General features: G+C 64.1%; 19 protein-coding genes. 10 read left to right on the top strand and 9 right to left on the bottom strand.

Translation table 11 applies throughout. The annotated features are described in order from the left end of the window. Window positions 1–88: 88 nt before the first annotated feature. Window positions 89–1,750, top strand: coding sequence for a thiamine pyrophosphate-binding protein (locus AB7532_RS05225; RefSeq protein ID WP_441233755.1), 1,662 nt, complete (start codon window positions 89–91; stop codon window positions 1,748–1,750). Between the two features lie 104 nt (window positions 1,751–1,854). Here AB7532_RS05225 and AB7532_RS05230 read toward each other — a convergent pair whose 3' ends face one another. Next, window positions 1,855–3,234, bottom strand: a complete 1,380-nt coding sequence (locus tag AB7532_RS05230; protein ID WP_441233756.1) for an LLM class flavin-dependent oxidoreductase — start codon at window positions 3,232–3,234, stop codon at window positions 1,855–1,857. A 241-nt stretch (window positions 3,235–3,475) separates the two neighbouring features. On the opposite strand from AB7532_RS05230, the gene AB7532_RS05235 reads away from it, so the two are divergent. The 6 genes from AB7532_RS05235 to AB7532_RS05260 all read left to right on the top strand — a co-directional run bounded on the left by AB7532_RS05235 (window position 3,476) and on the right by AB7532_RS05260 (window position 9,213). Then, entirely contained in the window at window positions 3,476–4,861 is a 1,386-nt protein-coding gene (locus AB7532_RS05235) for a M20 family metallopeptidase (RefSeq protein WP_441233757.1), read from the top strand. A gap of 101 nt (window positions 4,862–4,962) precedes the next feature. Continuing rightward, window positions 4,963–5,874 (top strand): amino acid ABC transporter substrate-binding protein, encoded by a 912-nt coding sequence (locus AB7532_RS05240; protein ID WP_441233758.1) that lies wholly within the window; start codon window positions 4,963–4,965, stop codon window positions 5,872–5,874. 128 nt (window positions 5,875–6,002) lie between these two features. Continuing rightward, window positions 6,003–6,734, top strand: a complete 732-nt coding sequence (locus tag AB7532_RS05245; protein WP_441233759.1) for an amino acid ABC transporter permease — start codon at window positions 6,003–6,005, stop codon at window positions 6,732–6,734. A 4-nt stretch (window positions 6,735–6,738) separates the two neighbouring features. Then, window positions 6,739–7,431, top strand: coding sequence for an amino acid ABC transporter permease (locus tag AB7532_RS05250; protein ID WP_441233760.1), 693 nt, complete (start codon window positions 6,739–6,741; stop codon window positions 7,429–7,431). 12 nt (window positions 7,432–7,443) lie between these two features. Next, window positions 7,444–8,175, top strand: a complete 732-nt coding sequence (locus AB7532_RS05255; RefSeq protein WP_441233761.1) for an amino acid ABC transporter ATP-binding protein — start codon at window positions 7,444–7,446, stop codon at window positions 8,173–8,175. A 177-nt stretch (window positions 8,176–8,352) separates the two neighbouring features. After that, entirely contained in the window at window positions 8,353–9,213 is an 861-nt protein-coding gene (locus AB7532_RS05260; protein ID WP_441233762.1) for a D-amino-acid transaminase, read from the top strand. Window positions 9,214–9,373: 160 nt separating this feature from the next. On the opposite strand, the gene AB7532_RS05265 is transcribed toward AB7532_RS05260, so the two are convergent. From AB7532_RS05265 to AB7532_RS05275, 3 genes are all read right to left on the bottom strand, one after another. Further along, window positions 9,374–9,835, bottom strand: a complete 462-nt coding sequence (locus tag AB7532_RS05265) for a carboxymuconolactone decarboxylase family protein (protein WP_441233763.1) — start codon at window positions 9,833–9,835, stop codon at window positions 9,374–9,376. Between the two features lie 24 nt (window positions 9,836–9,859). Continuing rightward, window positions 9,860–11,470 carry an MDR family MFS transporter gene (locus AB7532_RS05270; RefSeq protein WP_441233764.1) on the bottom strand — a complete coding sequence of 537 codons (1,611 nt, stop codon included), beginning with the start codon at window positions 11,468–11,470 and terminating at the stop codon, window positions 9,860–9,862. 136 nt (window positions 11,471–11,606) lie between these two features. Further along, window positions 11,607–12,788 carry an HlyD family secretion protein gene (locus AB7532_RS05275; RefSeq protein WP_441233765.1) on the bottom strand — a complete coding sequence of 394 codons (1,182 nt, stop codon included), beginning with the start codon at window positions 12,786–12,788 and terminating at the stop codon, window positions 11,607–11,609. Between the two features lie 290 nt (window positions 12,789–13,078). On the opposite strand from AB7532_RS05275, the gene AB7532_RS05280 reads away from it, so the two are divergent. Continuing rightward, on the top strand, window positions 13,079–13,987 hold the full coding sequence (locus tag AB7532_RS05280; RefSeq protein WP_441233766.1) for a LysR family transcriptional regulator: 909 nt from the start codon (window positions 13,079–13,081) through the stop codon (window positions 13,985–13,987). 146 nt (window positions 13,988–14,133) lie between these two features. Here the strand turns inward: AB7532_RS05280 and iaaH are convergent, their stop codons facing one another. Then, complete coding sequence (gene iaaH / locus AB7532_RS05285) at window positions 14,134–15,552, bottom strand: indoleacetamide hydrolase (RefSeq protein WP_441233767.1); 1,419 nt, start codon at window positions 15,550–15,552, stop codon at window positions 14,134–14,136. Window positions 15,553–15,626: 74 nt separating this feature from the next. After that, window positions 15,627–19,076: an indolepyruvate ferredoxin oxidoreductase family protein gene (locus tag AB7532_RS05290; protein WP_441233768.1), complete on the bottom strand. Its 3,450-nt coding sequence runs from the start codon at window positions 19,074–19,076 to the stop codon at window positions 15,627–15,629. Window positions 19,077–19,229: 153 nt separating this feature from the next. On the opposite strand from AB7532_RS05290, the gene AB7532_RS05295 reads away from it, so the two are divergent. Together AB7532_RS05295 and AB7532_RS05300 are read left to right on the top strand one after the other, a co-directional pair. Beyond that, window positions 19,230–19,685: an Lrp/AsnC family transcriptional regulator gene (locus tag AB7532_RS05295; RefSeq protein ID WP_441233769.1), complete on the top strand. Its 456-nt coding sequence runs from the start codon at window positions 19,230–19,232 to the stop codon at window positions 19,683–19,685. A gap of 314 nt (window positions 19,686–19,999) precedes the next feature. Then, a complete protein-coding gene (locus tag AB7532_RS05300; protein WP_441233770.1) occupies window positions 20,000–20,965 on the top strand; it encodes an IS110 family transposase in 966 nt (321 codons plus the stop codon). A 203-nt stretch (window positions 20,966–21,168) separates the two neighbouring features. Here the strand turns inward: AB7532_RS05300 and AB7532_RS05305 are convergent, their stop codons facing one another. Genes AB7532_RS05305 through AB7532_RS05315 form a run of 3 tightly spaced genes read right to left on the bottom strand, consistent with a single transcriptional unit; the run spans window position 21,169 to window position 24,411 of the window. Then, window positions 21,169–21,954 carry a fumarylacetoacetate hydrolase family protein gene (locus AB7532_RS05305; RefSeq protein WP_441233771.1) on the bottom strand — a complete coding sequence of 262 codons (786 nt, stop codon included), beginning with the start codon at window positions 21,952–21,954 and terminating at the stop codon, window positions 21,169–21,171. 15 nt (window positions 21,955–21,969) lie between these two features. Next, window positions 21,970–23,337 carry an LLM class flavin-dependent oxidoreductase gene (locus tag AB7532_RS05310; protein WP_441233772.1) on the bottom strand — a complete coding sequence of 456 codons (1,368 nt, stop codon included), beginning with the start codon at window positions 23,335–23,337 and terminating at the stop codon, window positions 21,970–21,972. Window positions 23,338–23,358: 21 nt separating this feature from the next. Beyond that, entirely contained in the window at window positions 23,359–24,411 is a 1,053-nt protein-coding gene (locus AB7532_RS05315) for an Ldh family oxidoreductase (protein WP_441233773.1), read from the bottom strand. Between the last annotated feature and the right edge of the window lie 24 nt (window positions 24,412–24,435).

Here is a 24,435-nt window from a genome sequence, read left to right on the forward strand (position 1 = left end):
AGCCATGACCGCGCTCCATTGCGCGCATCCCGCAATTTCGGCCATCATACCTCCGTCCTTGCGGCAACGTCCGCTCCCTGGAGGAAACATGAAGAACAAGATCACCGGCCGCTCCGCCTTTCTCGCGCTGCTCAAGGACGAGGGCATCACGCACCTGTTCGGCAACCCCGGCACCACCGAGCTGCCGATCATGCATGCGCTGAAGGACCATCCTGACCTCACCTATGTGATGGCGATGCAGGAGAGCCTGGTGGTCGCGATCGCCGACGGCTACAGCCGCGCTTCCGGGAAGCTCGTTGCCTGCAACGTTCATGTCGCACCCGGCCTCGGCAACGCGATGGGCTCGCTCTACAATGCCCAGTTCACGGGCACGCCGATGATCCTCACTGCGGGCCAGCAGGAGCAGGGCCACGGCCTGATGGAGCCGGTGCTCTACGGTCCCCTGGTGCGTATGGCCGAGCCGCTGGTGAAATGGGCGGTCGAGGTGACGCGGCTGGAGGATCTGCCGCGCATCGTGCGCCGGGCGGCAAAGGTCGCGATGACACCGCCGACCGGGCCGGTGTTCATCTCGCTGCCCGGCGACATCCTCAACAGTGAGGCCGGCATTGACCTTGGCCGCTCTACCCGCATCGACGCGCGCGTAAAACCGTCGGACGAAGCACTGAAGGCGTTTGCCGCGCGCCTGCTCAAGGCCGAGCGTCCCGTCATCGTCACCATGGACGAGGTGGTCAAGAGCGACGCGCTGAAGGAGGCGGCCGAACTCGCTGACCTGCTCGGCGCTGCCGCCTATCAATCCTCGACGCCCTATGGCTCGCACTTCCTCTCGGAGAGCCCGAGCTTCGTCGGCACGCTGGCGCGCGTGCAGAAGGTCGCGCGCGACACGCTGGCGCCTTATGATTTGCTGATCGCACTCGGCGGCGATCCCTTGCGGATGTCGGTCTATAGCGAGGTCGATGCGCTGCCGGACGGTCTCGGTATCGTGCAGGTCGGTCTTGTCGACTGGGAGATCGCCAAGAATTACGGCGCCGAGATCGCGCTGAAAGCGGATCTGAAGGAAACGCTGCGCGCGCTGATCCCGGTGCTGAAGGAGATGGGCGGCGCGACACTCGCGAGCCGCGCAAAGCAGCGTCTCGCAGAGCTTGCGCCGCAGAACTGGACGGCGCGGCGCGCTGCATTGGTCGAGCAGATCGGCAAGAGCGCCGGGCGCAGCCCCATCGATCCGGATTTTCTGGTGCTGCAGATGGTCGAGGCCATGCCCGACAACGCCATCCTCGTCGACGAAGGCCTCACCTCCAGCCGCCAGATCACGGCGTTGCGTCCGCACCGCGACCGCTTCGGCTATCACGGCCTCGCCTCCGGCGGCATCGGCTGGGGCCTGCCGGCGTCAGTCGGCGCCAGCATCGCCAATCCGGATCGGCCTGTCGTCTGCTTCTCCGGCGACGGCAGCGCGATGTATTCGATCCAGTCGCTGTGGACGGCAGCGCATCACAAGCTGCCGCTCAACGTCGTCATCGCCAACAACGGCGGCTACCGCATCATCAAGCAGCGCCTGCTCGCCTTTCATGGCGATGATAATTACGTCGGGATGGATTTCGTCGATCCGCCCGTGGATTTTGCCGGCGTCGCCAAGGCGCTCGGGTGCGAGGCGATCAAGATCAGCGACCCCCGCGAGCTGAAAGCGACGCTGGCCTCGGCGTTCAGCCGGCCGGGGACGAAGTTGATTGAGGTGATGGTGGATGGGAAGGTGTAGCTCCGCCGTCATTGCGAGGAGCGTAGCGACGAAGCAATCCAGACTGCTTCCGCAGAGGGACTCTGGATTGCTTCGCTGCGCTCGCAATGACGAGGAGGACGGCTCTACCCCTTCTTCCCCACCCGATACCCCGCCGCCGGATGCGGTGCGTCGAGCCGCGCGCGTCCGTCGCCGAACAGCTTCTCCCGCAGCGTACCCTCCGCGTATTCCGGCTTGTACCGTCCGCGCCTCGTCAGCTCCGGCACCAGCATGTCGGCGATGTCCTCGAAATCGCCTGGCGAGATCGCGAACGCGACGTTGAGGCCGTCGACGTCGGTCTTCTCGAACCAGTCCTCGATCTTGTCGGCGACGCTTTCTGGCGTACCGACCACGACCGGGCCGGCGCCGCCGATGCCGACATGCTCGATGACGTCGCGCACGGTCCAGACCCGATCGGGATCGCCGCGCGTGACGTTGTCGAGCGCGCTGCGGCCGGCATCGTTCTGGACGTGGCGCACCTGCTGGTCGAGCTCGTAGCCGGAGAAGTCGATGCCGGTCCATCCCGACATCAGCGCCAGCGCGCCCTCGGGGCTGATATGCGACCGGTAGTCGGCATATTTCGCCGCCGCCTCGGCTTCGGTGTTGCCGAGGATGATCGTCATCATGTTGAACATGAGGATCTCCGAGGGATTGCGGCCGATCGCGGCAGCCTCCTGGCGGATCGCGGACACCCGCGGCGCGATGATCTTGGCCGACGGCCCCGACATGAACACGCATTCGGCGTGCTTCGCCGCGAACTGCCGCCCGCGCGGCGAGGTGCCGGCCTGGTACAGCACGGGCGTCCGCTGCGGCGACGGCTCGCTGAGATGGATGGTGTTGTTGATGCGGTAGTTCGCGCTCTCGTGGTTGACACGATGAACCTTGCTGGGATCGGTGAAGATGCCGCGAGTGCGATCGCGCACCACGGCGTCGTCCTCCCAGCTGCCCTCCCAGAGCTTGTACACGACGTCCATATATTCGTCGGCGATGTCGTAGCGGTCGTCGTGTCCGGTCTGCTTGTCCTTGCCGGCGCCGCGCGCGGCGCTGTCGAGATAGCCGGTGACGACGTTCCAGCCGATCCGTCCCTCGGTCAGGTGATCGAGCGTCGACATCCGCCGCGCGAACGGGTAGGGCGGTTCGAACGAGAGGTTGCTGGTGACGCCGAAGCCGAGATGCTTGGTCACGGCCGCCATCGCCGAGAGCAGCAGCAGCGGTTCGTTCGACGGCGTCTGCGCCGCGTTGCGCAAGGCCGCGTCAGGGCTATTGCCATAGACGTCGTAGACGCCGAGCACGTCGGCCAGGAACAGCCCGTCGAAACGGCCGCGTTCCAGCGTTTTGGCGAGATCGATCCAGTAGGGCAGGCGGTTATATTCGGCGGTGCGGTCGCGCGGATGGGTCCACAGTCCCGGTGACTGGTGCGCGACGCAATTCATCGCAAAGGCGTTGAGCCTGATCTGCTTGGCCATGATGGTCCCCCGGCGCCCTGTACCGGGCGCTCTTCGAATGATAGACGTGCGCCCCAACTTGGCGAAGTTCTTGCATATAACGCGACCTTGGCAAGGCCAAAAACAGCGGCGCTCCCGCTCTTGGCAAGCCAATCTCAAGAGAGCAAGAACGAAATCCCAAGAGTATCGAAGTCCCCGCCACTTTCGAAGGGCACCCTGTCTCGGGTAGGCTCCTTCGTCGCAAAGCCACGAAAAGCAAGTCATGACCAGAGCCGACGCCATCGCCCGCGCCCGTGAGGATTTCACATCCGGCGCGTTCCTCGCTGAACTCGACCGCCGCGTGGCTTTCAAGACCGAAAGCCAGAATCCGTCGCGCGGTGCGGAGCTGCGCGGTTATCTGGAACAGGAGATGGTGCCTTCCTTCGCTGCGCTCGACTTTACCAGCCGCATCGTCGAATCCCCGAGCGGCAAGGCGCCGTTCCTGTTTGCCGAGCATCACGAGAGTGCATCAGCGCCGACCGTGTTGATTTATGGCCACGGTGACGTCGTCGACGGCATGGAGGGCGAGTGGCGCGATGGTCGCGATCCCTGGCGCACGACGGCTGCGGGCACACGCCTCTATGGCCGCGGCACCGCCGACAACAAGGGTCAGCACAGCATCAACATGGCCGCGCTGCGCGCGGTGCGCGACGCCCGCGGCGGCAAGCTCGGCTTCAACGCAAAATTCATCGTCGAGATGGGCGAGGAGATCGGCTCGCCCGATCTGGGCAAGGTCTGCGATGCCCATCGCGACGCATTGAAGGCCGATTTGTTCATGGCCTCCGACGGGCCGCGTCTGTCGGCCGACCGTCCGACGCTGTTCCTGGGATGCCGCGGCGGCATCCGCATTCATCTCGATGTCAATCTGCGCGATGGCGGCAACCATTCCGGCAATTGGGGCGGCGTCCTCTCCAACCCCGCGACCATTCTGGTCAACGCGATCTCCACGCTGGTCGACGGCCACGGCCGGCTCCTTCTCGATGCGTTGAAGCCGCCGCGCCTCACCAACCAGATCCGCAGCTATCTCGCCGACGTGCAGGTGGTGCCGACCGAGGACGAGCCACAGCTCGCGGAGAACTGGGGCGAGGAAGGTCTTTCGGCCGCCGAGCGGCTCTATGCCTGGAACACGCTCGAAGTCCTGGCGATGTCCTCGGGCAATATCGAGAAGCCGGCCAACGCCATCCCTGGCAACGCCAATGCGGTGCTGCAACTGCGCTTTGTGGTCGGCACCAAGGTCGATGGTCTTGTCGAGGCCATCCGCGCGCATCTGGTCCAGAAGGGCTTTCCGATGGTTGAGGTCAAGGCCGCGCAGAGCTTTGCCGCGTCGCGCACCGATTTCGACAGCCCCTGGATCAAATGGGCGGCGGATTCGGTGACAGAGACCACTGGCAAGCCGCCGGCGGTGCTGCCGAATTTCGGCGGCTCGCTGCCGAACGACGTGTTTTCCGAGATCCTGGGCCTGCCGACGATCTGGGTCCCGCACTCCTATCCCGGCTGCTCCCAGCATGCGCCCAATGAGCACATCCTGCTGCCATTGACCGAAGAGGCCTTGACGGTGATGGCCGGGCTGTTCTGGGATCTCGGGGAATTGCCCAAGCCGCTGACCTGAGCCCATTAACCTGAGCCGCAAGCCAGCCGAAAGTCACATTCTAATCCGGCCCAATCTGTGCTTGCATCCGGGCCGCATCATCCTGAAAGGGGACCAAAAAAGTGAAACATTTCCGTAGTATCGGCCTCGCGCTTGCCGCGACCTTCGCCGTCAGCCAGGCAGGGGCCCAGGAGCTAACCGGTACGCTGAAGAACATCAAGGACACCGGCGCCATCACGCTCGGCTTCCGTGACTCCTCGATCCCGTTCTCCTATCTCGACGACAACCAGAAGCCCGTCGGATACGCGATGGACATCTGCTACAAGATCGTCGACGCGGTGAAGAAGGAGCTCAAGCTCGACAAGCTCGAGGTCAAGCTCAACCCGGTGACGTCGGCGACGCGCATTCCGCTGATGGCCAACGGCACGATCGATCTCGAATGCGGTTCGACCACCAACAACGCCGACCGGCAGAAGCAGGTCGCCTTCGCGCCCACGCACTTCCTGACCGCCAGCCGCTACGTGTTCAAGAAGTCGAGCGGCCTGAAGTCGATCGACGACCTCAAGGGCAAGACGGTGGTCTCCACCGCCGGCACCACCAACATCAAGCAGCTCACCGAAGCCAACGTCGCGAAAAGCCTCGGCGCCAATATCATTCCGGCCAAGGACCATGCCGAGTCCTTCCTGATGGTCGAAACCGACCGCGCCGTCGCGTTCGTGATGGACGACATTCTGCTGGCGAGCCTCGTCGCCGGCTCGAAGTCGCCGGACGACTACGTCATCTCCAAGGATGCGTTCTCCAAGCCCGAGCCCTACGGCATCATGCTGCGCAAGGACGACGCGCCCTTCAAGAAGGTGGTCGATGCCGCAGTTGGCGCGGTCTACACCTCCGGCGAGGGCCAGAAGATCTATGAGAAGTGGTTCACGCAGAAGATCCCGCCGAAGGGCCTGAACCTCAACACCCCGATCTCGGCCGAGCTGAAGAACCAGTTCGCAAAGCCTTCGGACTCGCCGAACCCGGACGACTACAAGTAAGATATAACCTCGATCTTTCGATCGGAATCATGTCCGGCCACTCTTGACACCAGAGTGGCCGGACATTTGCATAGGCGCCCAAGACCTATTCGAGCCAAATTGAATTGGCGCGTTCGCGCGGGGGACACGTGAACTACCACTGGAACTGGGGAATTTTCTTCGAGCCGAACCCGATGGGAACAGGCACCTATCTCGACATGCTGTTGTCGGGACTGGTGCTGACCCTCAAGACGGGCGCGCTCGCCTGGATCATCGCGCTGATCTTCGGCTCGCTGATCGGCGTCATGAGGACGCTGCCGTCCAGGGGCGCCTACTGGTTCGGCTTCTGCTGGGTCGAGTTCTTCCGCAACATGCCGCTGCTGGTGCAGCTGTTCCTGTGGTTCTTCGTGCTGCCGGAATTACTGCCGAAGGCCGCGGGGCTGTGGCTGAAGCAATTGCCGAACGCGCCGTTCTGGACGGCCGCGATCGGCGTCGGCTTCTTCATGTCGGCGCGCGTCGCGGTGCAATTGCAGGCCGGCATCGGCTCGCTGCCGCGTGGGCAGAAGATGGCGGCGACCGCGCTGGGCCTGACCACCGTGCAGGGCTATCGCTACGTGCTGCTGCCGATGGCGTTCCGCATCATCCTGCCGCCGCTGACGTCGGAGTTCCTCAACACCATCAAGAATACGGCGGTCGCCATCACCATCGGTCTGCTCGAGCTGACAGGACAGGCGCGATCGATGCAGGAATTCTCGTTCCAGGTGTTCGAGGCCTTCACCGCCGCGACCCTTCTCTATCTCCTCGTCAACGCCGTCGTGGTGACTGCGATGCGATTCCTCGAGCGCTGGGTCGCGATCCCCGGCTACATCACGGGGAAATAGCGCGATGTTCGGTAATCTCGATTTCGACGTCATCCGCCGCGCGCTGCCCTATCTTTTCTTTGAGGGCATGACGTTCACACTGACGCTGACGGCGCTCGCGGCATTCGGCGGCCTGGTGTTCGGCACCGCGCTCGCGCTGATGCGGCTCTCCGGCTACAAACTGCTCGGGCGCGTCGCCGGCATTTATGTCGACTTCATGCGCTCGCTGCCGCTGGTGCTGGTCATCTTCTGGTTCTACTTCCTGGTGCCCTATATCGGGCAGTGGGTGACCGGCGCCTCGCGGCCGATCAGCGTCGGCGCCTTCGCCTCCTCGCTCATCACCTTCATCATGTTCGAGGCGGCGTACTTCTCCGAGATCATGCGCGCCGGCATCCAGTCGATCTCGCGTGGCCAGCCGGCCGCGGCCAACGCACTCGGCCTGACCTACGCGCAGACCATGCGATATGTCGTGCTGCCGCAGGCGTTCCGCAACATGTTGCCGGTCCTGATCACGCAGACCATCGTGCTGTTCCAGGACACTTCGCTGGTCTACGTCCTCTCGATCACCGACTTCCTCGGCGCTGCGAGCAAGGTCGCGCAACGCGACGGCCGGCTGGTCGAGATGTATTTGTTTGCGGCCGTCGTCTACTTCACCATTTCCTGCATCGCGTCCTTTGGCGTTCGCCGCCTCCAGGCGCGCATCGCCATCATTCGATAGAGCGTACCGGTCATGATCGAAATCAGCCACGTCAACAAATGGTACAGCCCGACCTTTCAGGTGCTGACCGACTGCACCACCAATGTCACCAAGGGCGAGGTCGTCGTCGTCTGCGGCCCGTCGGGCTCGGGCAAGTCGACACTGATCAAATGCGTCAACGCGCTGGAGCCGTTCCAGGAGGGCGACATCAGCGTCGACGGCACCAAGATCAACGATCCCAAGACCAATCTGCCGAAGCTGCGTTCGCGCGTCGGCATGGTATTCCAGCACTTCGAGCTGTTCCCCCACCTCAAGATCATCGACAATCTCTGCCTCGCCCAGCAGAAGGTGCTCGGCCGTTCCCATGACAAGGCGGTAGCAAAGGGCATGCAGCTGCTGGAGCGCGTCGGCCTGAAGGAGCATGCGCAGAAATTTCCCGCGCAGCTCTCCGGCGGCCAGCAGCAGCGCGTCGCCATCGCGCGTGCGCTCGCCATGGACCCGATCGTGATGCTGTTCGACGAGCCGACCTCGGCGCTCGATCCTGAAATGGTGAGCGAGGTGCTCGACGTCATGGTCGACCTCGCCCGCGAAGGCATGACCATGATGGTCGTGACCCACGAGATGGGTTTTGCCCGCAAGGTCGCCAACCGCGTGATCTTCATGGACCGCGGCGAGATCGTCGAGGACGCGGCCAAGGAAGATTTCTTCGGCAAGCCTCGCAGCGACCGCGCGCAGAAGTTCCTGTCGAAGATTTTGTCGCATTAGCTCGGTCGTCATTCCGGGACGCGCTTCTTGGCGCGGGCCCGGAATCCATAACTACCATCGGGAGTATGAATCCCGGGCTCGCGCTCCGCGCGCCCCGGGATGACGAAGAGCAGGGTTTATCGGGCCCGCCAAATCTCCTATACCGGTGGCTAAATCCCATCCCTCAGGAGACCTGCCTTGGACCCGATCGCCTACGTCAACGGCTCATTCGTCCCTCTCTCGGAAGCCAAAATCTCCGTGCTCGATCGCGGCTTCCTGTTCGCCGACGGCATCTACGAGGTCTCGGCGGTGCTGGGTGGCAAGCTGGTCGACAATGCCTCGCATCTGGCGCGGCTGGAGCGTTCGGTCGGCGAGATCAAGTTGAAATTGCCCGAGACGGTCGAGCGCATCACCGAGCTCCAGAAGGAGCTGATCGCGCGCAACAAGATCGAGAGCGGCCTGGTCTATCTCCAGGTCACGCGCGGCGCCGACAAGGGCCGCGACTTCCCGTTCCCCAAGGGCGACGTCAAATCGAGCCTCGTGATGTTCACCTCCGAGAAGGACATCATCAACACCCCGGTCGCAAAGACCGGCATCAACGTGATCACGGTGCCTGACATCCGCTGGGAGCGCCGCGACATCAAGAGCGTGGCGTTGCTGGCCCAGGTGCTGGCGAAGCAGGCCGCGGCGGAAGCCGGCGCCGGCGAGGCCTGGATGCTGCAAGACGGCTACGTCACCGAAGGCGGCTCGTCCACTGCGTTCATCCTGACCAAGGACGACGTCATCGTCACCCGGCAAAATTCCAACGTGATCCTTCCGGGCTGCACCCGCAAGGCCGTGATCGCGCTTGCGGAGGAACGCCAGCTCCGCGTCGAGGAGCGCTCCTTCACGGTCGCGGAAGCGCTCGCCGCCAAGGAAGCCTTCATCACGTCGGCCTCGTCTTTCGTGCAGCCGGTGGTCGCACTCGACGGCAAGGCGATCGGCGACGGCAAGCCCGGCCCGGTGGCGACGCGGCTTCGCGAGATCTACGTGGAGTTTGCGAAGGCGACGGCGGTTTAGGACGCACCCACCGCTGTCATCGCCCGCGAAGGCGGGCGATCCAGTACGCCGCGGCGATAGTGGTTTCAATCGAGAGGCCACGGAGTACTGGATGCCCCGGTCAAGCCGGGGCATGACAGCTGAAAGTGTCGAGGCGGTTTGGCCTCTATGCGCCAGCGTTTCACGCCGCCGACGCCTTCACCTTCACCGGATGCACCGCGCGGAACGCGATCGCCATCCTGTTCCAGGCATTGATGGTGCCGATCAGCATGGTCAGGTTCACCGTCTCCGCCTCGGAGAACTGCGCGCGGACCTGCTCGTACACTTCGTCTGGCACGTGCGTTTCGGCGATCAGCGTCACCGATTCCGTCCAGGCCAACGCGGCGCGCTCGCGGTCGGTGTAGAGCGGGGATTCGCGCCAGGCATTGAGCAGATAAATGCGCTGCTCGGTCTCGCCGCGCTTACGGGCGTCCTCGGTGTGCATGTTGATGCAGAAGGCGCAGCCGTTGATCTGCGAGGCCCGGATCATGACGAGCTCGATCAGTGATTTCTCCAGTCCCGTCGACTGGATATTCTCTCCCAGCGCCATCAGCGCCTTCATCGTGTCGGGGGCGGCCTGGTAGAAATTCATGCGGGGTTTCATGGTGGTTCTCCTTGCTTGCTGGGGTTAGTGGGCACCACCTGCCGAGGTCTGGCCGGGCTTTTTCAGGAAGAAGACGGCAGCGAGCGCCACGATCAGCGTCATGCCGAGCAGATAGAACGTGTCGCTGAAGGCGAGGATATAGGCCTGCTTCTGCACGATATGGCCGATCGCGACATAGGCGCGATGCGCGGCGTCCGCGCGGTCGAGCACGCCGTGATTGACGAAATATTGGGTGAGCTGCTCCAGCCGCGTCCGCGTCGCCTGCTCGAACACAGACACCGACTGCATCAGCACGTTGGAGTGATACTGTTCGCGCTTGGTCAGGAGCGTCTGCAGCAGTGCGATGCCGACGGCGCCGCCGAGATTGCGCATCATGTTGAACAGGCCGGAGGCCGAGCCCGCGTTCTCCGCCTCGATGCCTGCCGTGGCGACCGCCGAGAGCGGCGCCATCACCAGCGCCTGGCCGATGGCGCGGACGACATTGGGCCACAGCAGCTGGTCGGCGGCGTAGTCGCTGGTCATATAGATATTCATGAAATTGGATGCCGCGAACAGCACGAAGCCGACCCCGATGATGACTCGCGCATCGAACTTCTGCATCAGGCGCGGCACCAGCGGGATCAGCAGAAGCTGCGGCAGTCCGGTCCAGGCCAGTACCATGCCGATCTGCTCGGCATTGTAGCCCTGGATGCGCGACAGATATTGCGGGAGGATGAACACCGAGCCGTACAGCGCGATGCCGAGCAGGAAGTTGGCGAGCATGCCGAAGCCGAAATTGCGGCGTACCAACAGGCGCAAATTTAACAGCGGCTTCTTCACCGTGAGCTCGATGATCAGGAAGACGATCAGCGCGACGGCGGCGATCACGGAGAGCTTGACGATGAAGGGCGAGCCGAACCAGTCGTCCTTGTTGCCTTCCTCCAGCACGGTCTGGAGCGCGGACAGGCCGATCGCCATGGTGATGATGCCGGCCCAGTCGCCTTCACGGAGCAGCGACAGCTTCATCGGCTTGGCGTCGAGCGCATACCAGAGCATTCCGACCATGACCGCGCCGGGGACAAGGTTGACGTAGAAGATGTACTGCCAGCCGAAGTTCTCGGTGAGATAGCCGCCGATGGTCGGGCCGATTGCCGGCGCAAACGTCGCCGACAGGGCGAACAGGGCAAGTCCAACCGGCTGCTTGGCGCGCGGCAGCAGCGTGATGATCAGCGTGAAGGCCATCGGGATCAGCACGCCGCCGGTAAAACCCTGCACCGCGCGCAGCACGATCATCTGCGGCAGGTTCTGCGCCAATGCGCAGGCGGCAGAGAGCACCAGGAACAGGATCGCGTTGGTGAGCAGATAGATCCGGATCGAGAACACCTGCGCCAGCCAGCCGGACAGCGGGATCACCACGATCTCCGCGATCAAATAGGAGGTCGAGATCCAGCCGCCGTCGTCGATGCCGGCGCCAATCGCGCCCTGGATGTCGGCGAGCGAGGCGTTGACGATCTGGATGTTCAGCACCGCCATGAAGGCGCCGAGCGTCGCGCCGATCACCGCGATCCAGGTTTTCGCGGAGATCGCCGGCGTGGCGGGCGCAGCGGGAGCGGGGAGGCTGGCGGCGGTGGTGAAGGTCGGTTGGAGCGTGCTCATGGAAGCCTCGTCTCGGTTACGGAGACAGGATGCGTCGGGCGGATGATTTCGATAATCGAGGACGTCGCGGAAGGATCATCCGGCAAGACTTGATAATCCCGCCCTTGATAATCCTGCCCTTGATAATCCCGCGTCCTCAGCCGCCGTTCGGGCGGGACGCGTTGTCGGCGAGACGTCTTGCGGTCGCGCGCTCGGCCAGCACAGTGGCCTTGGTGTCGACGGTCGGCACCGCCGACATGCCGGGCCGCAGCAGGCCGGTGAGATTGTTGTGATCGAGCACGATCTTCACCGGCACGCGCTGCACGATCTTGGTGAAATTGCCTGTCGCATTGTCGGGCGGCAGCAGCGCGAACTCAAGTCCGCTGGCCGGCGACAGGCTGTCGACATGGCCGTGCAGGGTCTGGTTGCGAAAACTGTCGACGTGCAGCTCGACCGGCTGACCGGGACGCACATGGGTGAGCTGCGTCTCCTTGAAATTCGCGACGACATAGACGGCGTCGAGCGGCACCACAGCCATCAATTGCGTGCCCGCTTGCACATACTGTCCGACGCGCAATGAACGGGCGCCGACCGTGCCGTCAACGGGTGCCGTGATCTCGGTGTAGGACAGGTTCAATGCGGCCTGGTCTGCGACCGCGCGGGCGCGGTCGAGTTGCGCCGTGGCCTGGGCCCGCTGGGTGGTGAGCACGTCGATCTTGCGCTGCGCGGCCACGAGGCCCGACTTCGCATGTTGCAGCTGCGCGTTGCTGGCGCGGAGCGCCGCATCGGTCTGCTGTGCACGCTGGATCGTGCCGGAGCCCGACTTCATGAGGTCGTCGTAGCGGGCGCGTTCTTCCTGTGCGAATTTCAGATTGGCGTCTGCCGCAGCGACATCGGCCGTGCTCTGCTCGATGATGGGCTGTTGCAACTCGAGCTGGGCGTCGATGTTGCGCACCGAGGCCTCGCCGGCGGCAACGTCGGCGCGGGCCTGGCCGAGCGCGGCCTTGAAGTCACGGTCGTCGATCTTCGCCAGCGTCTGGCCGGCCTTCACCTTCTCGTTGTCGCCGACAAGCACCTTGGCGATGTAGCCCGAGACCTTCGGCGCGATGATGGTGGAGTCCGCCTTCACGTAGGCGTCGTCGGTGGATTCGAGGTAGCGGCCGATGGTCCAGTAATCGTGGCCGTAATAGCCAACGGCTGCCGTGCCCGCGAGCAGCGCGAAAACCAGCGCCGCGCGCCGGACTGTGGTCCGGCCCAGGATGCCCGAAGGCGATTTGGAGGAATCACGAGTAACTTCAGTGGCTTGCTCGAAATTCTCGGTGCGGGGCATCACGGACATGGCAGTCTCCTATCGGCTTGGTGAGACTATCGGTCTTTTCAGTTCGGGCGATAATTGGCGAAATGCCGGAAGGATTATCCATCTACGATGGATAGTTGGAGGCATCGCCCTGATTGTGATGGTCTACCGGATCCGACCTGCAACTGCCCCCGAGCGATTGCCGCCTCTGTCGCGCGATTGCGGCTAACGCGGGAGTCCTGTTCGCGAAGCCGTGAGCGAGGTTATGATCTGATCAATAATCAGGGCGAATTCCTTGCGATTATCGATCGAAAGCGGATAATCAGGCGGCCATGGACCGATTGACCAGCCTTGAAGTGTTCAGCCGGGTGGTCGAAAACGGCGGCTTCTCCGCAGCAGCCCGCAAGCTCAACATGTCGACCACCATGGTGAGCAACCACGTCCAGGCGCTGGAAGACCGCCTCGGGGTGCGGCTGCTTCAGCGCACGACGCGCAAGGTCAACCTCACCGAGATCGGCAAGGCCTATTACGACCGCTGTATCCAGATCCTCGCTGATATCGAGCAGGCCGACGATATCGCCGGCGCGCTGCAATCGACGCCGCGCGGCACGCTGCGCATCCACACCGCCACCCACATGGTGCCGTTCGTCGCGCCCGTGATGGCCGAATTCCTCGCCACCTATCCGGAGGTGAAGGTCGATCTGCGCATGGGTGAGACCAATGTCGATTTGATCGAGGAAGGCTTCGATCTTGCGTTGCGCATGATCGCGCCACCGGACTCCAGCCTGATCGTGAGGAGCCTGGCGACCTGGCGGCACGTGCTGTGCTGCTCGCACGGCTATATCGAGGCGCATGGGCGCGTCGAGAAGCTCGAACAGCTCGCCGAGCACAATTGCGTGCGCCACCTCAACTATCCCTTCGACGAGTGGCGCTTCTTCGATCGCAAGGGCACGCCGGCCGCGGTGCGCGTCTCGGGCAATCTCGTCACCAACAGCGGTGAGGCCCTGCGCGCGGCCGCGCTCCAGGGCGCTGGCATCAGCCTTGCGGCCGGCTTCCTGGTGGCTGATGATCTCGATGCGGGCCGGCTGGTGCGCCTGTTGCCGGAGTATCGCCCCGTCGAGATGTCGATGAACGCGGTCTATCCGCACAAGCATCATCTGTCGGCGAAGGTGAGGACCTTCATCGACATGCTCGTGCACCACAGCGCCGAGCAGCAGAAGCTGATCAATCCGTATTCGTGAGGGGCGCGGCGACGGCAGTGCCGTAGGGTGGGTTAGCCCTGCGGACTGCGCGAAGCGCAGGCCGCTTGGCGTAACCCACCAGCTTCCCCTTCCGCAGAAGCAGACGAGGTGGATTACGCCTTCGGCTAATCCACCCTACGATTCCGTCAACGCGGCGGCGGCAATCGCCCGAACACGGCATCAAGCGCCATGCCGATCGCGAGCAAGCGGCGATCGCTGCCGGCCGGGCCGTCCAGCTCAAGCCCGATCGGCAGCTTGCTTGTCGCACCGAGCGCGATCGGGATCTGAATCCCGGGAATGCCGGCATTGCTGCCGGGGTCGGTGTTCTGGATGAACAGGCCGAAATTCTCCAGCGTGCTGGAGTCCGGATTGGAGGGAATCGCCACGCGCGGCGTGGTCGGGAAGGCGACGGCGTCGAGCTTGTTGCCGGCAAATGTGTTGCTGTAGAGCGCCTGAAGCGCCGGCCGTGCGGTTGCGATCGCGGCGTCGTAGATTGGCTTGGCGTCAACCATTGTGCCATCGGGGGCGGGCAGTTTGCGCGGGATCACCATGCCTTCATAGATGTCTTTCACGTCGGCGCTGGAGATCTTCTCTGCCAGGGCCTCGATGCTGAGACCAGTACCGGTGTGCTCGAGATATGCGGCGATGTCGTCATGGGCCTCGTACAGCGCGACGGGAAAGCTGACCTGGCCGTTGAGCTCGGCCAGTTGCGGCATCTCGATCTCGACGATTGTGACGCCTTGCGCCTTCACCTTTGCGATTGCCGCCCGGAACGCGGCGTCGGTGTCGGCGTCGAGATTGATCAGCATCGCCTTCACGATGCCGATGCGAACCTGCTTCAGATCCGCCGGCGCAACCTCGTCTCCACCCGCGATGACACGGTCGAGCAGCGCGACATCCGCCATGGTCGCGGCCATCGCCCCCGCGGTGTCGCGGGTGTGCGAGATCGGCGCGATGCCGTCTTGCGGATAGCGCCCGATCGTCGGGCGCAGCGAGGCACATCCGTTCAGCGCGGCGGGCACCCGGACCGATCCGCCGGTGTCGGTGCCGAGCCCGCCCGCCACGATCCGCGCGCCGAGCGCGGCGCCCGTTCCGGACGAAGAACCGCCCGCGATCAGCGTGCGGTCATAGGCGTTTCGCACGCCGAACTCCGCACCGGTCTTGAACGCGGTGGTGTAGCCGGAAATGCCGAAGGCGAGTTCGTGCATGCTGGTCTTGCCGATGATGACCGCGCCTGCGGCGCGCAGCTTCGCGACGACAGGTGCGTCGGCCTTCGGCACGTAGTCCTTCAGCGCCGGCGTGCCGGCGCTACAGGGCAGTCCGGCCACTTCGATATTGTCCTTGATCACGATGGGTACGCCGCCGAGCGGCTTTGTCTTGTCGCCCGTCGCGTCGAATGCGGCGGCCGCCTTCAGGGCGCCGGCCTCGTCCAGGGTGACGAAGGCATTGAGGTCGGCATTGGCCTTGGCGCGGCTCAGGGCTTCCGTCGTGAGTGCGGTGCTCGTCACCTTGCCCGCGCGCAGGTCGGCTGCAGCCTGGGTCAGGGTCAACTGGTCGAAATCCATGATGCGTCACCTGATTACAGGAGCGCCAGAGGGCGCGCCTCAGGTTCAGAGGCTGAAGCCTGACTGCCGCCGCGTCAACCGGTGGCGCGCTGCATTTGCGTTACCGATGTCGCCAAATTCGTGAGGAGCCGCTCAACCTCGGGCTTCACCTTGGCGATCGCGGCGTCCTTCACCGGTCCATAGCCACGGATCTCCATCGGCGCTGTTGCGATGGCAATGAGGTCGGGCAGACGCGCTGTGTCGAGCTGACTGAGCATCCGTTCGATCAAGCCTTCGTACCAGGTGATCAGCTCCCGCTCAGTGCGCCGCTCATTCGTGTAGCCGAACGGATCGAACGGCGTTCCGCGCAATCCCTTCAACCGCGCCAGGATCGCGAGCGGCATCTGGATCCACTGGCCGAAGGCGCGCTTGCGCGGCCGGCCGCGCGCGTCGCGTTCGGACGGCAGGAAGGGCGGCGCGAGGTGATACTGGACGCTGAACCCGTCCTCGAACTCGCGCTTCAGCTCGTCGAGAAAACCGCTCTGCATGTGCAGGCGCGCCACCTCGTACTCGTCCTTGTAGGCCATCAGCTTGAACAGGGCGCGCGCGACGGCCTCGGTCAGCGCCTCACTGTTCAACGCGGCTTCGGTTCTGCGAACGTTGTCGATCATCGCCCGGTAGCGTGCCGCATAGGCGCCGTTCTGATAGGCCGTGAGGAAATCGGCGCGGCGGGCGATGAGCTGGTCCAGCGTCTCGGCCTTGGGCGCATCGTCCGTCTTCGGCAAGAACTCCGGATCGGCAGCGGCGATGCGGCCCCAGGCAAAAGCCTGCTTGTTGCGCTCGACCGCGACGCCGTTGAGCTCGATCGCGCGCAGCAGCGCCTGCAGATTGATCGGCACCAGACCGCGCTGCCAGGCGAAGCCGAGCATGATGATGTTGGCATAGACGGCATCGCCGAGCAGGCGCTCAGCCAGCGCGTTGGCGTTGATGGTGTCGAGATTGTCATGGCCGATGACGCGGCCGATCGCGCGCAGGCGGGCGGGGGAGGCGAGATCGGCGTCACGGAAGCGAACCACGTCGCCGGTCGGCATCTCCGCGGTATTGACCGCGACCCGGGTGCCGCGGCGATAGGTGCCTGACGCCTTTGGCGAGGAGCTGACCACGAGGTCGCAGCCGATCAGTGCGTCGGCGGCGCCCTGGTCGATGCGGACCTGATGCAGTGCGTCGGGAGACCCGGCGAGGCGGATGAAGCTCAGCACGGGTCCGAATTTCTGCGCAAAGCCGGTAAAGTCCAGCACTGAAACGCCGCGGCGTTCCAGATGCGCGGCCATGCCGATCAGTGCACCGACCGTGATCACGCCGGTGCCGCCGACGCCGGTGACCAGCAGATCGTAGGGACGATCGAGCGTTGCGGGGGCGGGCAGGGGAAGCGTGGCGGCGCGACCCACCGCGTCGATCTGGCTCGCGCTCTTCTTCCGCCGCGTCGCGCCCTCGACGGTGACAAAACTCGGGCAAAAACCATTGAGGCAGGAGAAATCCTTGTTGCAGGACGAGAGGTTGATCTGGCGCTTGCGGCCGAACGGCGTCTCCTTCGGCTCGACGCTGAGACAGTTGGACTCGATCGAGCAATCACCGCAGCCTTCGCAGACGAGGTCGTTGATATAGGCAAAGCGCTTTGGATCGGCCATTGAGCCGCGCTTGCGCCGTCGCCGCTTCTCGGTGGCGCAGGTCTGCTGGTAGATCAGGACCGAGACGCCGGAGACCTCGCGCAGCTCGCGCTGCACGGCGTCCATCTGCTCGCGCGGATGGATGGTCACGCCATCGGGAAAATCCTTCGGCGCAAACTGTGCGGGATCGTCCGACACCAGCGCGATGCGCGAAACGCCTTCGGCGCGGACGCTGTGGGCGATGGCATGCACGCTGACGGGGCCATCGACCGGTTGCCCGCCGGTCATGGCGACGGCGTCGTTGAACAGGACCTTGTAGGTGATGTTGGCTTCGGCGGCGATCGCCTGCCGGATCGCCATCGAACCCGAATGGTAGTAGGTGCCTTCGCCGAGATTCTGGAAGATGTGCTTGTGGCCGGTGAATCGCGACGAAGCCGCCCAGTTCACGCCTTCGCCACCCATCTGGATCAGCGAGGAGGTCTCGCGGTCCATCCAGCTCGCCATGAAATGGCAGCCGATACCGGCCAGTGCTTTTGAGCCCTCCGGCACTTTCGTCGATGTGTTGTGCGGACATCCCGAGCAGAAATAGGGCGTACGCGTCGCACCGCTCACGTTGATCGTGCGCTCGGCCTCCGGCAGCAGCGTGGCCGCACGGGCGACGAGATTGAGGCCCGGAAACATCGGGTCGAGCCGCCGTGCCAGCACGGACGCCAGCGCGCGCGGCGACAATTCGCCGATCCAGGAGATCAGTCGTGCACCCGTCTCGTCATGCTTGCCGACCATGCGTTCGGGCTTGCTGCCGGGATAGTCGTAGAAATACTCCTTGAACTGGCTTTCGATGATGCCGCGCTTCTCTTCGACCACGAGAATCTCGCGCTTGCCCTTCACGAAGTCCATAGCGTCGTGCAGCGCCAGCGGCCAGACCATGCCGACCTTGTAGACATCGATGCCGATGCTGCGGCAGGCGGCTTCGTCGAGGCCCATCAGCCGCAGCGCCTCCATCAGGTCGAGATGCGCCTTGCCCGTGGTGACGATGCCGTAAGTCGCATTGGGGATGTCGTAGATGTGGCGGTCGATCGGATTGGCCTTGGCGAAGGCATAGACCGCGTGCTTCTTCGCTTCCAGCCGTTCCTCGATCTGCGGACCCGGCAAATCAGGCCAGCGATAGTGCAGTCCATCAGGCGGCGGCGTGAAGTCGGGCGTGTGGAAGATCCGCGGCGCACGCAGCGCGACGGAGGCGCCTGATTCCACGATCTCCGAGACCGCCTTGAAGCCGACCCACATGCCGGAGAACCGGCTCAGCGCGTAGCCATATTCGCCGAATTCGAGATATTCGCTGACGCTGGCCGGATGCAGCGTCGGCATGAACCAGCTCATGAAAGCGACGTCGGACTGGTGCGGCATCGAGGAGGAGACGCAGCCATGGTCGTCGCCGGCGATCACCAGCACGCCGCCATGCGGCGAGGAGCCATAGGCGTTGCCGTGCTTGAGCGCATCGCCGGAGCGATCGACACCGGGGCCCTTGCCGTACCAGAGCCCGAACACGCCATCGACCTCGCGATCTCCTTGCGTCTCGACCTGCTGCGAGCCGAGCACCGCGGTCGCCGCGAGGTCCTCGTTCACGGCGGGGAGGAATTCGATGCGGTCCTGCTTCAAGCGTTGCTGGATGCGCCAGAGCTCGAGATCGATGCCGCCGAGCGGCGAGCCTCGATAGCCCGAGATGAAGCCCGCGGTGTTGAGCCCCGCGGCACGGTCGCGCCTGACCTGATCGAGCACGATGCGGACGATGGCCTGCGTGCCCGTGAGGAAGACGCGGCCTTCTTTCCGGTCGTAGCGGTCGGAGAGCTCGTAGCTGTCGAGTGACGGAATGGCGTCCATGGCGGACCTCGCGCGGCATCCCTGCCGAATGGAGCAAGGGTAGGCCCTGCCGGTTGGTAGGTCTTACCTATCTTTCCTGGACTGACGCCTATTCTGGACGAATTATCCAGGATAAGCTCAAAATCGGTAAACTAATCCAATTTGGTGTGTTTCATGATTGAGGATCAGGACGCGCGGATTCTCGCGCACCTTCAGAAAGACGGCCGCGCCACCAATCAGCAGCTTGCCGAGGAGGTCAACATGTCCACCTCGGCCTGCTGGCGCCGGGTGCGCGCGCTGGAGGAGAGCGGCGCCATCCGGGGCTATGCGGCGCTGGTCGCGCGCGAGCAGGCGGGCTTCGCCATGTCCGCCATCCTCCACGTCTCGCTGGAGCGGCACGATGCAAAGTTCGTTGACGAGTTCGTCGCACGGGTGACCACGCGGCGCGAGGTGCTGGAGTGTTTTGCGACGACGGGCGATGCCGATTACCATCTGCGCGTCGTCGTGCAGGACATGGCGGCCTACAATCGCTTCCTCGACGAGTTCATGTTCCGCATTCCCGGCATCCGGTACGTGAGAAGCAACGTGGTGCTGAAGGAGATCAAGACGGGCGTGGCACTGCCGTTTTGAGCGGCATGCAGTGTGTTTCGTAGGATGGGTAGAGCGATAGCGAAACCCATCAAGCTCCTTCCGAGGCGAATGCAGATGATGGGTTTCGCTACGCTCTACCCATCCTTGTATTAGCGCGCTGGGTTAGACTGGCCCCGTTCCGTGAGGAATGGCCCAGCTCGGGCGGCCACCCGAGCTGGGCCGCCGATCGATCGGATCGATACCCATCGAAGCCTTGAGGGCTGTCGTCGTAGCAGGATCGCGGTCGGCACTTCATCGGGACCCGCATGGTTGAACGAACTTTAGGTTCGCATCACAAGGGAGGGTCGAGGAAGATGGCCAAGCGTACCACAATCTGTGCCGGGATCGATACCGGCAAACGGAAGCTCGACGTGGCTCTCGACGGCGGCTCGGAGCAGCTGCAGGTGGAGAACACGACGGAAGGTCATAAGACGCTGTCGGAATGGCTTAGACAACACAAGGTCAAGCGGGTTGGGATTGAGGCGAGCGGCGGCTATGAGCAGCCGATCGTCGCCGAGCTGCGGCGCAAGCGGTTTGTCGTCGTGGTGTTCCAGCCGGCGCAGGTGCGTGCCTATGCCAAATACCGCGGGCAGCGCGCCAAGAACGACCGCATCGATGCCGCCCTGATCGCCGCTTGCACCGCTGCGGCCGAAAAGATCCATCCTGCACCCGATCCGAGATTATCGCCATTTGCCGAGCATCTGACGCTGATCGATCAGATCGGAGAGGATATCGCGCGTCTCAAGAACCGGCTCGAGAGTTGCCGTGATGCACGGATCCAAAGGCTCTGGAAGGAAGAGATCGCCAGCCTGGCCAAACGCCAACGCGTCGAGTTCAAGGCTCTGGTGGCAGCGATCCGCGAGCATTGCGATCTCGCGGCCCGGCTCGATCTGATCTACAGCGTCGGCGGCAGCGGGCTGCCGACTGCGGTCGCCGTCCTGGTACGGATGCCCGAGATCGGCCAGCTCACTCGCGAGCAAGCCGCCGCCCTTGCGGGCCTTGCGCCTTATGACGACGACAGCGGCGCACACATCGGCGCTCGTCACATCGATGGTGGACGCAAACGCTTGCGCCACGCGCTCTATGCTGCGGCGCTGGCGGCGTCTTTCCGCTGGAATCCGCAGCTCATGGACCTTTACCAACGATTGATCGCCGCCGGCAAAGGCCACAAGCGTGCGCTGATCGCCTGCGCCAGGAAGTTGCTCGTGTTCATCAACGCCGTGGTGGCCCGAGGCACTCCTTGGCAAGCTGATGCGCTGCCCGCGGCTCCTGCGGCCTGACGCGTTTCTTTGTTCGATCGGGGCGCCGTTTCTTCGTCCCGACCTGCCATCCCAAGGACGCCGCGCACAGCGGCCGTCAGGGATGGCCGTCGCTCAAATGTCACCCCATCCTCCGCTCACGACAGGCCACGCCTTGACGGCTGCGAGCACGGCGTCAGTCTCAACGGCGATCGGGCGATCTAATGGTTGCTACGGCACCTTCATCACCGCTGCTCCCGCACAAACCTGTTCCGCAACGTGCCCACACCGGTGATGTCGATCTCCACGACATCGCCGTGCTTGATATCGGGCGACGCACCATCCGTGCCCATCCAGATCACGTCGCCGGGCCATAGCGTGAAGTATTTCGTCAGCTCGACCAGGAACGGCACCACGCCGAAGATCATGTCGGCGGTCGCGAAGCGGTTGGTCTCCTTGCCGTTGACCCGGACGACCGTCTGCATCTTCGCAAGATCGGCCTCGGTCTCGATCCACGGGCCCATCGGCTTGAACGTGTCGGCGTTCTTCGAGCGCCACAGGCTGCGGTCGGCCTTCTGCCAGCTGCGTTCGCTGACGTCGTTGCCGATGGTGTAGCCGAACACGCAGTCCATCGCGTTTTGTTTGGTGAGGTGCTTCACCTTCTTGCCGATGACGACGACGAGCTCGCCCTCGTAGTGAATCTTGTCCGTCGCAAAGGACGGGATCACGACCTCCTCGTCATGCGCGATCAATGCGTTTTGCGCACGGTATCCGATTTCGGGGCGGTCAGGGACGGCCGGCACCTCGCCGCGCTTGTCGGCGGCCTCTTTCAGATGCTTGAGGTAATTCAAGCCAACGCAATAGAACGTGCGCGGAATCAACGGCAGCTCGATCTTGACCTCACCCAGCGGATGCGTGCGCGCGGTGCGCTGCCATTCGCCGAAGGGATCGCCGTTGACCGCGACGACCTGGTCGCCCTCGACGATTCCCCAGGACGTCTTGTCCGAAGCCGTAAATTTCAGCCAGCGCATAGCGTGTCCTCGTCGTTATTCAGCGGCGTCGCGCGGCTGCACCTTCCAGGCACCGGCGGTAGGCCGCTTGAGCCCAAGATTTTCTCGCAGCGTCTTGCCGCGGTACTCCTTCTGAAACAAGCCGCGCCGCTGCAACTCCGGTACGACATGTTGCACGAAGTCCGCGTAGGAGCCGGGCACATAGGTCGCGGCGATGACAAAGCCATCGCAGCCGCGCTCGACGAACATTTCCTCGAGCTTGTCCGCGATCTCCCTGGGGCCGCCGACCATGGCGTCATGAACCTGGCCGCGGCCGGAGAAGGTGACGAAGTCGCGCGCGCTCGGATTGCTCTTTCCGGAGTTCTTCAGCACGCCGTCGCGGATGCCCAGAATGCCTTGCATGCTCTTCAGATCGTCCGTCGTCAGCGGCTCGTCCAGATCCTTGGAGGCAAAATCGTAGTTGAGCGCTTCGGCGAGCAGCGACAGGGCGTCGATCTCGAGCGGCAGCTCGTTGATCAGCGCCATCCTGTCTTCGGCCTCGGCCTTGGTCGCGGCGCAGACCGGCGTCGTCAGATTGCAGAGGCGCATCTGATCGGGATCGCGGCCGGCCTTGGCCGCCTCGTTGCGCACGGCGGCATAGCCCTCCTTGGCGCCCTGAAGATTACGCGCGGCGGTGAAGATCACCTCGCCCCAATGACCGGCAAAGCGCTGGCCGCGGCCGGACGCGCCGGCCTGGATGATGACGGGGTGGCCCTGGTCGGAGCGCGGCACGGTGAAGGGACCGCGGGACTTGAACGCCGCGCCCTTGTGATCGAGCCGCTTCACCTTGGAAGGGTCTGCAAAGCGGCCGCTCTTCTTGTCCATGATGAGCGCGCCGTCTTCCCAGGTGTCCCAATGGCCGAGCACGACCTCCATGAACTCGTCGGCCTTGTCGTAGCGGGAGTCGTGTTCGGGATGGGAATCCCGCCCCATGTTGAGCGCCTCGCCGTCATTGAGCGAGGTCACGACGTTCCATCCCGCGCGCCCGCCGGACATCAGGTCGAGGGTCGCAAAACGGCGCGCGACGTCGAAGGGTTCGTAATAGGTGGTCGAGCAGGTCGCCCCCAAGCCGAGCTTGTCGGTGACGAGGCCCATCGTGGTCAGCACGATCAGCGGGTCCATCTTCACGCAGCGGATGCCGTATTCGACGGTGTGGGCATGGTCGTTGCCGTAGCGGTCGGGCATCGCCAGGCGATCGTCGAAGAAGGCCATATGGAATTTGCCGGCTTCGAGGATCCTGGCGATCTCCTGGTAGTAGTCCGCCGACATCGAATCATCGCGCGAGTCCGGGTGTCGCCAGGAGCTCGGCAGGTTCGTGCAGTTCTGCGCCTGAAGGAAGCCGACAAGGACCATCTGCCGATTCATGCTGCTGTCTCCAAAATTCCGTCAGGCCAGACCGAGCACGGTGTCGAGCCGGTACTCGCGCGCCAGCGCGCGCAGCTTCTCCCAGGTCGCATCCTCGATCTCGATGCCGTCGCGCAGGCGCTGCTGCTCGCGCACCCCCTCGATCTCGCCGGGATAGTAGACGCCCTTGCTGCCTTCGGAGGGCGGTGTTGATTTCAGGTACTGCGCAAACTCCGCGACTTCACGCTTGAACTCCATCAGCGGGCGGAACGCGGCAACGTTGAACACCGCCATGAAGCAACCGTCATTATGCCGTCCTGTCGGTTCGACGCCGAATCCCAAACCGGTGAGCAGGCCGCAGAGCACCTCCACCATGGCGGCGAGACCGCTGCCCTTGTAGCCCTCGGTGCCGCCGAGCGGCAGCAGCGCGCCGCCCTTGCGATATTGCGTGGGATCGGTGGTGTGCCGTCCCTCGGCGTCGATGATCCAACCGGTCGGGATCTCCTCGCCGCGGGCGACCGCGAGCTGGATCTTGCCGGCCGCCACTGCCGAAGTCGCCATGTCCAGGTAGAACGGCGCGTCGAGATCGGACGGCACCGCGATCGAGATCGGGTTGGTGCCGAGCCGCGCTTCCTTGCCGCCGAATGGCGCCACGTGCTTCGGCGAGCGGCCGGAGTCCGCCGTCGCAATCCCGATCATGCCTTCGCGCATCGCCATCAGCGGATAGGCGGCGAGGCGGCCGACATGGCTTTGCCGGAACACGGTGCACGCGGCGACGTTCGCCGTCTTCGCCTTCTCGATCGTCAGCGCCATCGCCTTGGCGTTGACGTGAAAGCCGAAGCCCCACTGGCCGTCGATCACGGTCGTGGTCGGTGATTCCTGGACGATGGACCATTTGGCGCCGGGAACGATGTGGCCGGCCTTGACGCGATCGATATAGGTGGGAACCGCGATGACGCCGTGGGAATCATGGCCGGCGAGATTGGCGTTGACGCAGCCGATTGCGACGGCGTCGGCTTCCTCCTCGGACGCTCCGGCCGCACGGAGCAGCGCGGCGCTGATGCGCGTGAGGCGGTCGGCCTTGACGATGGGCATGGCGCTCCCTCGATCCTCGCCCTT

The organism is Bradyrhizobium sp. 930_D9_N1_4, from assembly GCF_052076015.1.
Lineage (GTDB): Bacteria > Pseudomonadota > Alphaproteobacteria > Rhizobiales > Xanthobacteraceae > Bradyrhizobium.